The 13637-nt window shown below is 72.3% G+C and carries 1 protein-coding gene and 1 pseudogene; both read left to right on the forward strand.

Features of this window, described 5'->3' with window-relative positions; genetic code table 11:
• Nucleotides 1-14 precede the first annotated feature (14 nt).
• On the forward strand, nt 15-8639 hold the full coding sequence (locus OG247_RS33900) for an SDR family NAD(P)-dependent oxidoreductase (protein WP_327255773.1): 8625 nt from the start codon (nt 15-17) through the stop codon (nt 8637-8639).
• Nucleotides 8640-8674: 35 nt separating this feature from the next.
• Nucleotides 8675-13615 (forward strand): annotated as a pseudogene (locus OG247_RS33905) (acyltransferase domain-containing protein); the annotation flags it as partial.
• Nucleotides 13616-13637 lie beyond the last annotated feature (22 nt).

Genomic DNA, 13637 nt, shown 5'->3' on the forward strand with positions numbered 1-13637 from the left:
GAAGGAACACCGCCGTGGCGGACGAAACCAAGCTTGTCGAATACCTCAAGCGGGTCACCACAGATCTGCGTCAGGCCAATCAGCGCCTCAACGACATCGAAGAGGAGGCCCACGAGCCGATCGCGATCGTGGGCATGAGCTGCCGATACCCGGGCGGGGTGGAATCCCCCGAGGACCTGTGGAGGCTCGTCGGGTCCGGCGGGGACGGCGTCACCCCCTTCCCCGAGGACCGCGGCTGGGACACCGAGAACCTCTACGACCCGGACCCCGACCACCGGGGCACCTCGTACGCCCGTGAGGGCGGATTCCTGCACAGTGCGGGGGAGTTCGACCCCGCACTCTTCGGAATCTCACCGCGTGAGGCGCTGGCCATGGACCCGCAGCAGCGGCTCCTGCTCCACACCTCCTGGGAGGTGTTCGAGCGCGCCGGCATCGACCCGCTGTCCCTGCGCGGCTCCCGCACCGGCGTCTACACCGGCCTGATGTACCACGACTACGCCTCGAAGATCGGTACCCCGCCGCAGGACCTGGAGGGCTACCTCGGCAGCGGTACGGCGGGCAGCATCGCCTCCGGCCGGGTCTCGTACGTCTTCGGCCTGGAGGGCCCGGCGCTGACGGTCGACACCGCCTGCTCCTCCTCGCTCGTCACCCTGCACCTCGCCGCCCAGGCACTGCGCCGCGGCGAGTGCACCCTCGCCCTCGCGGGCGGCGTGACGGTGATGTCGACGCCCAGCACCTTCGTCGATTTCAGCCGTCAGCGCGGTCTGGCCACGGACGGGCGTTGCAAGTCGTTCTCCGACGATGCCGACGGCACCGGGTGGGGCGAGGGCATCGGCATGCTCCTCCTCGAAAGGCTGTCGGACGCCCGCCGTAACGGGCACCGGGTCCTGGCCGTCGTTCGGGGCTCCGCCGTGAACCAGGACGGTGCCAGTAACGGTCTGACCGCCCCCAACGGCCCTTCCCAGCAGCGCGTCATCCACGCTGCGCTCGCCGATGCACGCCTGACCCCCGCCGAGGTGGACGCGGTCGAGGCGCACGGCACGGGTACCCGGCTCGGTGACCCGATCGAGGCCCAGGCCGTGCTCGCGACGTACGGGCAGGAGCGGACGGGCGATCGTCCGCTGTACCTCGGTTCCCTGAAGTCCAACATCGGGCACACGCAGGCGGCGGCGGGCGTCGGCGGAATCATCAAGATGGTCCAGGCGATCGAGCACGGGCTGCTGCCCCGGACCCTGCACGTGAGTGAGCCTTCCTCCCGGATCGACTGGTCGGCGGGGGCGGTGGAACTCCTCACCGAGGCCCGGGAGTGGCCGGAGACCGGGCAGCCGCGCCGCGCCGCCGTCTCCTCCTTCGGCATCAGCGGAACCAACGCCCACGTCATCCTCGAACAAGCACCCGCAGACGAGAACGAGAACGAGGTCGAAGGCGAAGGCGAGGTCGAGGGCGAGGTCGAGGTCGAGGTCGAGAACGAGCGGCCCGCGACCCCGGGCGCCGCCCGCCTGCCCCTCCTGCCGTTCCTGCTGTCCGCCGCTTCCGAGGCGGCACTGTGCGGTCAAGCCGAACGCCTGGCCGCCCACCTGCGGGAACACCCCGACCTCCGGCCGGCCGACCTGGCCGCCGCCCTGGCCACCACCCGCGCCACCCTCGACCATCGCGCCGCCCTCCTCGCCCGCGACCGAGGCGAACTGCTGGACGGCCTCGACGCCCTGGCCCACGGCGAGCAGACCCCCGGACTGGTCCGCGGCACCCCCGTCGAAGGCGCGCTGGCCTTCCTGTTCACCTTCCAGGGCAGCCAGCGCCCCGGCATGGGCCGTGAGTTGTACGACGCTTTCCCCGTCTACGCCGAGGCGTTCGACGAGGCGTGCGCGGTCCTCGATCCGCACCTGGGGCGTCCGCTCAAGGAGGTCGTCTTCGCCGCCGAAGGCACACCGGAGGCGGCGCTCCTCAACCGCACCGGGTGGTCGGCTCCCGCGATCTTCGCGCTGGAAGCAGCCCTGTACCGGCTGTTGGCGCACTGGGGTCTGCGGCCCGACATCGTGTCCGGCGGTTCGCTCGGTGACTACGCCGCCCTGTACGCCGCCGGGGTCCTCCCGCTCGAGGACACCGCGCGGCTGCTCGCCACGCGCAGCCGGCTGATCGAGGCGCTTCCCGAAGGGGGCGCGATGATCGCGCTGGAGGCCGGTGAGGACGAGGTCCGCGCCTGCCTCGACGAACTCGGGATCGCCGGCCGGCTCTCCCTCGCCCTGGTCAACGGCCCGCGCGCCGTGGTGGTCTCCGGCGAGGAGGAAGCCGTACAGGCGACTGCCGCCTACTGGCGCGAGCGGGGCCGCAGGACCCACCGGGTCGAGGTCAGCCACGCCTTCCACTCCGCGCACATGGAGCCGATGCTCGGCGAGTTCGACGCTTTCGCCCGAGGTCTCGACTACCGGATGCCGACCGTTCCGATGATCGACGGGCTCACCGGTCGGCAGTTCCCGGACGGAGAGGTCCCGGGCGCCGAGTACTGGGTGCGCCACATCCGCGAGGGTGCCCGCTTCTACGACAGCATCCGCACCCTGGAGGCCCAAGGCGTCGCGACGTACCTCGAGGTCGGCCCGATCGGCATGCAGACGCAGATGGGTCAGGACTGCCTCCTCGACACCGATGCCGACGCGCTGGTCCCCGCCCTGCAAAGGGGCGGCTGCGAACTGGAGTCGCTGGTCACCGCGCTCGCCCGGCTGCACACCCGAGGCATATCCGTGGACTGGTCCGGCCTCTTCGCCGGGCTCGGCGCCGATCCGCGCGTCGCCCTGCCCACGTACGCCTTCGAGCGGCAGCGCTTCTGGCTGGCCGGAGGCGCAAGCGCGGGCGACGCCTCCGCGATCGGACTGGCCGACGCCGGTCACCCGCTGCTGGGCGCACGGGTGACCCTGGCGGACGCCGACCAGCACCTGTTCACCGGAAGCCTGTCGCTGCGCAGCCACCCGTGGCTGTCCGACCACGCCGTCTTCGGCAGCGTCGTCGTGCCGGGCGCCGCACTCGTCGAACTCGTCCTGCACGCCGGGGAACGGGCCGGCAGCCCCACCCTCGAAGAACTCACCCTGGAAGCACCGCTGGTGCTGTCCGCGACGGGCAGCACCCAGGTCCAGCTGACGCTGGGCGCGGCGGACCCGGCCGGACGGCGCACCGCCGGCCTCCACTCCCGTACGGAGGAGGACGGTCCTTGGGTGCGGCATGCGAGTGGTGTGCTGTCGGTGGAGGTGGAGGTGGGGGAGGCCGGCTTCGACTTGAGCGTGTGGCCGCCGCGGGGTGCCGAGCCGGTTGCTGTGGACGGGTTGTACGCCGCCATGGCCGAAGCGGGCTTGGAGTACGGTCCGGCCTTCCAGGGTGTACGGGCCGTCTGGCGTCGGGGTGAGGAGGTCTACGCCGACGTCGCGCTGTCCGAGGCTCAGGCGCAGGAGGCCGCACGCTACGGGCTGCACCCCGCACTCCTCGACTCCGCGCTGCACGCCCTGTGGTTCCGCGACCAGCAGGGCACCGCCCGGCTGCCCTTCGCCTGGTCCGGAGTCCGCCTGCGGGCCGCCGGAGCCTCCGCGCTGCGGGTGCGCATCGCCCCGGTTCCGGGTACGGACTCCGTGTCCCTCGCCCTGGCCGACACCACCGGCGCGCCCGTCGCCTCGGTGGAGGCACTGGCCCTGCGCCCGGTCTCGGCCGGGCAGCTGGCAGGATCCGCGCACCGGAACTCGCTGTTCCGGGTGGAGTGGGTACCGGTGACCGGGCCGCGCGCGGATGTCCGTACGGCGGTCCTCGGCTCGACCGGGGCGGCCGCTGCCCTCGCCGCGTCCCTGGGCTGCGCGGCCGTCGCCGACCTCGACGCGCTCACCGCTGACGGGCCGGTACCCGAGGTGGTGGTGGCTCCCTTCGTCGAAGTGAACGGGGCCGACGCGAACACCGCCCAAGCGGTCGTACGGGAGGGACTGGCACTGCTCCAGCGGTGGCTGGCGGACGAGCGGTTCGCGGACGCGCGGCTGGTGGTCCTGACGCGGGACGCCGACCGCGAGCCCGCCTCCGCCGCCCTGCGGGGCCTGGTGCGCTCGGCGGTGGCGGAGAACCCCGGGCGGTTCGGCCTGGTGGACGTGGACGAGGTCGAGGCGGCCGGGGCCGCGGCCGCTCTGCTGGGCGGCGACGAGACGCAGCTGTCCGTGCGTGACGGTGTCGTACGGGCGGCCAGGCTGGCCCGGGTGCCCGCGCCGACCGGAGGGGGCACCGGATTCGGTTCCGGGACGGTTTTGGTGACCGGTGGTACGGGCACGCTGGGTGCGCTCGTGGCCCGGCATCTGGTGTCGGAACACGGTGTACGCCGTCTGCTCCTGACCAGCCGACGCGGTCTGGAGGCGCAGGGGGCCGGTGAACTGGCGGAAGAGTTGGCCGCGTTGGGCGCCGAGGTGACCGTGGCGGCGTGCGACGTCTCTGACCGTGAGGCCTTGCGCGGACTCCTGGGCTCCGTGGCCGATCTCACGGGGGTGGTCCATACCGCGGGTGTCCTCGACGACGGTGTGCTGACCTCGCTCACTCCGGAGCGCATCGAGAAGGTTCTGCGACCCAAGGTCGATGCGGCCTGGAACCTTCACGAGCTCACGCGGGGACTGGACCTCTCCGCCTTCGTCCTCTTCTCTTCCGCCGCCGGTGTCTTCGGCAGTGCGGGGCAGGCCAACTACTCGGCCGCCAACGCTTACCTCGACGCTCTCGCCGAGCACCGTCACCACCTGGGCCTGCCCGCCCTCTCCCTGGCCTGGGGCCTGTGGGCCGACACCACGCACACCGCCGGCATGGGAGCCACCCTCAACAACGCCGACCTCGCCCGGATGGCGCGCACCGGCATCTCCGCGATCACCCCCGAGCAGGGTCTCGCCCTGCTGGACGCGGCCCTGTCACACGCCGACGCGACCCTCGTCCCCGTCCCCATCGACACCTCCGCACCGCGGGACCCGGCACGCCCGGTGGCGCCGCTGCTGCGCGGACTGGTCCGCGCCCCGCAGCCCCGTAGCGTCTCCCGCGCGGCAGCCACGCCGCGCGGCGAGTCCGGACTGCGGGACCGACTCCTCGCGCTGCCCGCCGAGGAGCGCTCCACGGCCGTGCTGGACCTCGTCCTCACCCACGTGGCCAACGTGCTCGGCCACGGCGACGCCCAGTCGCTGGACGCGGGACGCGCCTTCCGGGACCTGGGCTTCGACTCCCTCAGCGCCACCGAGCTGCGCAACGCGCTCAACACCGCCACGGGACTGCGCCTGTCCGCGACGCTGGTCTTCGATCACCCCAACCCGGGGGCGCTGGTCACTCACCTGCTCCGCGAACTGCTCGGCGACGGTGCCGAGTCCGCGCCGGCCACGTCCACCGTCGCTCCGGCCTCGGGGGACTCCGCCGAGGACCCGATCGTGATCGTGGGCATGAGCTGCCGTTACCCGGGCGGGGTGGAATCGCCGGAGGACCTGTGGAGGCTCGTCGGGTCCGGCGGGGACGGCATCACGCCCTTCCCCGAGGACCGCGGCTGGGACACCGAGAACCTCTACCACCCGGACCCCGACCACCGGGGCACCTCGTACGCCCGTGAGGGCGGATTCCTGCACACCGCCGCCGACTTCGACCCGGCCTTCTTCGGGATCTCCCCGCGCGAGGCCCTCGTCATGGACCCGCAGCAGCGGCTGCTGCTGCAGACGTCCTGGGAGGCGTTGGAACGGGCGGGCATCGATCCGCTGTCCCTGCGCGGCTCCCGCACCGGCGTCTACACCGGCCTGATGTACCGCGACTACCTCAGCCGCCTGCCCGTACTCCCCGAGGAGCTGGAAGGCTTCCGCGGTACCGGCGCCTCGGGCAGCGTGGCCTCCGGCCGCGTCTCCTACACCTTCGGGTTCGAAGGCCCCGCGATGACGGTCGACACCGCCTGCTCCTCCTCGCTCGTCACCCTGCACCTCGCCGCCCAGGCACTGCGCCGCGGCGAGTGCACCCTCGCCCTGGCCGGAGGCGCCACGGTGATGGCTTCCCCGACCGCCCTCATCGACTTCAGCCGTCAGCGCGGTCTGGCTACGGACGGGCGTTGCAAGTCGTTCTCCGATGACGCGGACGGCACCGGGTGGGGTGAGGGCGTTGGCATGCTGCTCCTGGAGAAGCTGTCGGACGCTCGTCGCAATGGGCACCGGGTCCTGGCCGTCGTACGGGGCTCCGCCGTGAACCAGGACGGTGCGAGCAACGGTCTGACCGCCCCCAACGGTCCTTCGCAGCAGCGTGTCATTCGTGCGGCGCTGGCGGACGCGGGTCTGTCCGCCGCGGAGGTGGACGCGGTCGAGGCGCACGGCACGGGTACCCGGCTCGGTGACCCGATCGAGGCCCAGGCCGTGCTCGCGACGTACGGGCAGGAGCGGACGGAGGACCGTCCGCTGTACCTCGGTTCCCTGAAGTCCAACATCGGGCACACGCAGGCGGCGGCGGGCGTCGGCGGAATCATCAAGATGGTCCAGGCGATCGAGCACGGACTCCTGCCCCGGACCCTGCACGTGAGTGAGCCTTCCTCCCGGATCGACTGGTCGGCGGGGGCGGTGGAACTCCTCACCGAGGCCCGGGAGTGGCCGGAGACCGGCCGGCCGCGCCGCGCCGCCGTCTCCTCCTTCGGCATCAGCGGAACCAACGCCCACGTCATCCTCGAACAAGCACCCGCAGAGGAAAGCCAGGGCACGCCCTCCGAGCGGAACAGCGTTGACGCGCTGGTCCCGTGGACCCTCACGGCGAAGTCTCCGGCCGCCCTGCGCGACCAGGCACAGCGGCTCATGGACCACCTGCGCGCGCACCCCGAGCTGGACACGATGGACGTCGCCTACTCGCTGCTTGCCACCCGCTCCTCCTTCGACCACCGGGCCGTGGTGCTCGGCCGGCACCACGAGGACTTCCTCACCGGCCTTGCCGCGGTCACGGCGGGCGAGGTGGTCGCGGGCTCCGTACAGCACTCCGATGACGCCGGCCTGCAGGCGTTCCTGTTTACGGGGCAGGGTTCGCAGCGGGTCGGGATGGGGCGTGAGTTGTATGACGCCTTCCCTGTCTTCGCGTCGGCTTTCGATGCGGTGTGTGGGGCTGTCGACCCGTTCCTGGCTGGGTCGTTGAGGCAGGACGTTTTCGAGGGTGCGGACGGTGTTCTCGATCGCACGGAGCTGACGCAGCCGGCTGTCTTCGCTCTCGAAGTGGCGCTGTTCCGGCTCCTGGAGTCATGGGGCGTGCGCCCTGACGTCTTGGCGGGGCATTCCATCGGTGAGATCGCTGCCGCGCACGCGGCCGGCGTGCTTTCCCTCGCCGACGCCGCACGACTCGTCGTCGCACGGGGCGCGTTGATGCAGGCCCTGCCTGCCGGTGGGGGCATGGTCGCGGTGACGGCCTCCGAAGAGGACGTCACGCCGCTGCTCGCCGACCGTGAGGACGTGTTGAGCCTGGGCGCGGTCAACGGGCCTCAGTCCGTGGTCCTTTCCGGCGCCGACAGTGCCATGGCCGAGGTGGTGGCCATTCTCGAAGAGCGGGGTGTCAAGACCCGTCGTCTGAAGGTGAGTCATGCTTTCCATTCGCCGTTGATGGACCCGATGCTCGACGAGTTCCGCACGGTCGTGGAAAGCCTGTCCTTCGGGAAGCCCGATCTGCCGGTGGTCTCCACCGTCACGGGCGAGCTGATTCCCGGTGAGGAGTTCGCTTCCCCCGACTACTGGATCCGCCACGTCCGTCAGACCGTCCGCTTCCACGACGCCGTACGAGCTCTGGAGGCCCACGGCGCGACCCGCTTCATCGAGGTCGGCCCCGATGCCACCCTCACTGCCCTGGCCAAATCGTGCGCGTCCGAGGGCGTGACCCTCGTACCGACGCTACGTCGCGGCCGCCCCGAGACGCAGACGCTCACCAGTGCCGTGACCGGTCTGCTCGCCCAAGGCATCCCCCTGGACGAGGCGTCCGGGGCCCGCAAGGTGGAGCTCCCCACCTACCCCTTCCAGAACCGGCGCTACTGGCTGGACGCCCCCCGGCCGACGGCTGCCACCGGCGAACCGGCGGCCGTACTGCCCCAGGAGGAGCCCGAGCCGGAGCAGGCGGCCGACCTGTCGCTGCTGACCGGGCTCACCGCCGATGCGGCCGAACGCCGGCTCACCGGCATCGTCCGCCGCATCGCGGCGCACGTCTTCGGACATGACGAACCCGGGGACATCGACATGACACAAAGCTTCAAGGACTTGGGAATCGACTCGCTCACCGCGATAGAACTGCGAGACCGGCTGGTCACGGCCACCGGCCTCAGACTGCCGCCCACCCTGATGTTCGACTGCCCCACCCCGGCCGACCTGATCGCCAGGCTCGGAGAGGAGGTAGAGGTGGCCGCGAGTGCCTCTGAGGCCGCGGTCTCCGAGGCCCCGGTCTCTGTAAACAGGGAGATCGACCGCCTGGAGCGGCTGCTCGCCTCCGCCGAGGCCGCCACGACGGAGCAGGAAGAGATCGGCAGGCGGCTGCGCGCACTCCTCTCGGCCTGGAACGACAAGACCGCCCGGACGTCCGGACACGCGGACGGCGACGCCGACCTCACCGAGGTCTCCGCCGAAGACCTCTTCGAACTTCTCGACGCGGAACTGGAGATGCCGTGACCAACGACGAAAAGCTTCTCGACTATCTGAAGCGCGCCACCGCCGACCTGCGCGAGACCAAGCGCCAGCTGCGCGAGGTGGAGGACAAGAACCGGGAGTCGATCGCCATCATCGGCATGAGCTGTCGGCTGCCCGGCGGTGTGACCTCCCCGGACGAGCTGTGGCAGCTGGTCACCGAGGAGCGGGACGCCATCGGCGGCTTCCCCGTGAACCGCGGCTGGCAGCTGGACGACGGCGAATCGGTCACTCACCAGGGCGGCTTCCTCTACGACGCCCCGGAGTTCGACGCCGACTTCTTCGGCATCTCCCCCCGCGAGGCCCTGGCCATGGACTCCCAGCAGCGTCTCCTCCTGGAGACGGCCTGGGAGGCGTTCGAGCACGCCGGAATCAGTCCGTCGGCTGTTCGCGGCACACCTGTCGGCGTGTTCACCGGGGTCAACTCGCACGGCTACGCCTCCAACGTGGCCGAACTCCCCGAGGGGGTCGGCGGCTACCTTTCCACCGGCGTCTCCGGAAGCGTCGCCTCCGGGCGGGTGGCCTACTTCATGGGCCTCGAAGGGCCCGCCGTCACCCTGGACACGGCCTGCTCCTCCTCGCTGGTCGCCGTGCACCTCGCGGTGCAGGCACTGCGGCGCGGAGAGTGCGCGATGGCGCTGGCGGGCGGCGTGACGATCATGTCGACACCCGGCGCCTTCGTGGAGTTCAGCAAGCAGGGCGCCCTCTCGGGCGACGGCCGCTCGAAGTCGTTCGCGGCCGCCGCCGACGGCACCGGCTGGGGCGAGGGGGTCACCACCCTGCTCGTCGAGAAGCTCTCCGACGCCCGGCGCAACGGCCACGAGGTGCTCGCGGTGATCCGCGGTACGGCCGTCAACCAGGACGGAGCCACCAACGGCCTCACCGCCCCCAGCGGCAAGGCGCAGCAGCGGGTCATCCGTGCCGCGCTCGCCGATGCGCGCCTCGAGCCGCGGGACGTGGACGCGGTCGAGGCGCACGGTACGGGCACGCGGCTGGGCGACCCGATCGAGGCGCAGGCCCTCCTGGCGACGTACGGCCAGGACCGGCCCGAGGACCAGCCTCTCTACCTGGGCTCCCTGAAGTCGAACATCGGGCACACGATGGCGGCCGCCGGGACCGCCGGCATCATCAAGATGGTGCAGGCCCTGCGGCAGTCGACCCTGCCCAAGTCCCTCCACATCGACTCTCCTTCCCCGCACATCGACTGGTCGGCGGGCTCGGTCGAGCTGCTCACCGAGGCGCGCGACTGGCCCGAGAACGAGCACCCCCGCCGGGCCGGCGTTTCCTCCTTCGGTATGAGCGGCACCAATGCGCACGTGGTCCTGGAGCAGGCGCCCGATGAGGTCGTCACGGCGGAGGACGCCTCGGTGGGAGACGGCGCCGCGGAGGACCGCGCCGCGGAGGACCGTGCCGCAGGGGACGCGCGATCGGCGGCGGCATCCACCGGGCCCGTCCCGTGGACGCTCTCCGGCCGCACCGCCGCCGCCCTGCGCGCCCAGGCGGAGCGGCTGCTCGCCCACCTCGACCGAAATCCCGGACTGGATCCCGCCGACGTCGGCCACTCGCTGGCCACCGGCCGTGCCCAGTTGGCGCACCGAGCGGTGCTGATCGCGGCCGACGCCGGGGAGTTCGCCGTCCTGCTCAAGGAACTCGCCCATGGTGAGGGAGCACCCGGCCTCGTGCAGGGCGTCGCCTCCGAGACCGCGGGAAAGCCCGTGTTCGTGTTTCCGGGGCAGGGGTCGCAGTGGGTGGGTATGGCCGTGGGTCTCCTCGACCGGTCACCCGTGTTCCGTGACAGCATCGAGTCCTGTGAGGCGGCGTTGTCGCCGTACGTGGACTGGTCGCTGACCGGCGTACTGCGTGGTGCGAAGGGCGCTCCGGGCTTCGAGCGTGTCGATGTGGTCCAGCCCGTTCTGTTCGCCGTCATGGTCTCCCTCGCGGAGCTGTGGCGTTCGCACGGTGTCGAGCCGGCTGCGGTGGTCGGGCATTCGCAGGGCGAGATCGCGGCGGCCTGTGTTGCCGGCGCGCTCTCCCTGGAGGATGCGGCGCTCGTGGTCGCTCTGCGCAGTCAGGCTCTTGTGGAGATCGCCGGGGACGGCGGAATGGTGTCCGTGCCGCTGCCCGCCGCCGAGGTGCGCGAACGGATCACATCGTGGGACGACTTGTCCATCGCCACGATCAACGGTCCCCGTTCCACCGTCGTCTCCGGTAGTGCGCGACAGCTCGAGGAGCTCCTGGCCGTCTACGAGGCCGCCGATGTGCGGGCCCGTCGTATCCCGGTCGATTACGCCTCGCACTCCGCGCACGTCGAGGCCATCGAGGAGCGTCTGGCCGAACTCCTGGCCCCCATCCGCCCCCGCACTCCCCGCATCCCCTTCCACTCCACGGTCACCGGCCGGCCCGTCACAGGCGAACAGGGCGAACAGGACGGACAGGGCGGTCAGGACGGTCAGGGCGGACAGGGTGACCGGCTCGACGCCGCGTACTGGTACCGCAACCTCCGCCACACCGTCCAGTTCGAGGACACCGTGCGGGGCCTGCTGACCGAAGGACACCGCCTCTTCGTCGAGATCAGCCCGCACCCGGTACTGGCCATCGGGCTCCAGGACACCTTCGAGTCCGCGGCCCCCGCCGGCCGCCCGCCGGCCGTCGTCGAGTCCCTGCGCCGCCACCAGGGCGGTGTGGACCGCTTCCTCACCTCCGTCGCGCAGCTGTACGTACGGGGCGGCGCGGTCGACTGGACCGCCACCTCCGCACGCGCGCCGCGCCGGGTACCCCTGCCCACGTACGCCTTCCAGCGGCAGCACTTCTGGCTGGAGTCCGGCGGTGTCGGGGACGTCGCCTCCGCCGGTCTGACCTCCGTCGGCCATCCCCTGGCCGCCGCGGCCGTGGGAGTTCCCGGCAGCGGGCAGCTGCTGTTCACCGGCAGGCTGTCGCTGCGCACGCACCCCTGGCTCGCCGACCGCACCGTGCACGGAGCTCACGCCGTAGCCGGCTCCGTCCTGGCCGAACTCGCCCTGAGCGCGGGCGCGGAGGCCGGCTGCCCGCACCTCGTCGAGCTGGAACACGAAGCCCCGCTCCTGGTTCCCCGTCAGGGCGCCGTCCAGTTGCGCCTGGTGCTGGAGGCGGGGCAGGAGGAGTACGGCAGCCGGCGGTTCTCCGTCCACACGCGACCGCAGAACGCTCCGGACGCCGAGGCCTGGACCCGGCACGCCCGCGGCGTGCTCACCACCGAAGGGCCCGAAGGGCGAGGAGGTTCCGCACGGCCGGACGCCACCGGTCTCGACGTCTGGCCGCCGCAGCACGCGCAGCCCGTCTCCGTCGACGAGCTGTACCAGGTCCTCGCCGCCCGGGGCCTGGGCCACGGCTCGGCCTTCGGACTGGTCACCGAGGCCTGGCACGCCGAGGGGGAGCTCTTCGTCGAGACCGCCCTCCCGGACGGGCAGTCCGAGGCCGGTTTCGCGGTCCACCCCGCGCTGCTCGACGCCGCGCTGCACCCGTTCCTCGCACAGGCCGCCCAGGAGGCGGACGGGACGCTGCTCGTGGACCGCTGGACGGACCTGGCCGTGCACGCCACCGGCGCCACCGCGCTCCGTGTACGGATCGTCCGCACGGGCGTGGACACCGCCTCGCTGACCGCCGTGGACGCGGCCGGCGGCCGGGTCCTCACCGCGGGGACGATCCACCTCGCACGGTCCGAGCCGCCCGCCCGCGCCGACGGAGCCGACGCCGCCGCGGGCGGCGGGGCCGGACCGGCGATGCGCCCCAGGGCGGTGGCCGCCCGGCCGCGGCAGGCCGTCAACTCCGCCCCCGGCGGCGTCGAGGGTCTGCGTGCCCGGGTCGCGGCGCTGCCTCCCCTGGAGGCGGAGGAAGCGCTGCGGCGCCTCGTCCAGGGCGCCGTCGCCTCCGCGCTCGGACACGCCTCGGCCGACGCCGTGGACCCGGACCGGTCGTTCATCGAGCTGGGCATCGAATCGATCACCGCGACCCAGCTGCGGACCCGGCTGCGCGAGGAGACCGGGCTGCCGCTGGCCGTCACCATGGTCTTCGACCACCCGACGGTCTCCCTGCTGGCCCGCCACCTCATGGAGGCCTTCGCCGACGGCTCGCGGTCCGGTCCGGCCGGGGGAGCGGGCGGCGGCCTGACGGCCCTGTTCCGGCAGGGCTGCGAGCAGGGCAAGCCCGTGGAGGCCGTGCAGCTGCTGGTGGCCGCCTCACGGCTCCAGCCCGTCTTTTCGCGGCGGCAGGACGCGGCGCGCTGGCCGAGCCCGGTGCGCTTCGCCCGGGGCGAAGAGGGCCCCGCGATCTTCTGCTTCCCCTCGCTCGGGGCCATCTCGGGCCCGCACGAGTACCTGAAGTTCGCCTCCGCGTTCCAGGGCGTCCGCGACGTGACGGTCCTGCCGCACCCCGGATTCCTCGAAGGCGAGCCGCTCCCCGCCGACCGCGAGGCGCTCGCCCGCGCCCACGCCGAGGTGGTGCTGGAGGAGTCCGGCGGCAACCCCGTGGTGCTGCTGGGCCGTTCCTCGGGCGGCTGGATCGCCCACCGGGTGGCCCAGTACCTCGAGGAGCTCGGCCGGCCGGCCGTGGGCGTCGTCCTGCTGGACACGTACTCACGTACCGCCGACCGCTACAGCCTGCCGCTCATGACCTCCCAGATGGTCGCCAACGAGGACCTGTTCGTGCCGCTGGACGACACCCGGCTCACGGCCATGGGCGGCTACATCGGCATCCACACCGACTGGCGGCCCGCCCCGCACCGTACGCCCGCTCTGCTGCTGCGCGCCGAGGAGGCCGTCCCCGGCGTCCCCGCCGACGAGTCCGCGCCCGAAGGCGGCCGGCCCGGCTGGGAGTTCACCACCCGGCGCACCGAAGTCCCGGGCGACCACTTCACGATGCTCGACGAGCACGTACGGACCACCGCCGACGCCGTCGAAGCGTGGCTGCGCGGCGGCCTCATATGACCCCCCGTCCCCACACCACCGA

Source organism: Streptomyces sp. NBC_01244 (assembly GCF_035987325.1).
Taxonomy (GTDB): domain Bacteria; phylum Actinomycetota; class Actinomycetes; order Streptomycetales; family Streptomycetaceae; genus Streptomyces.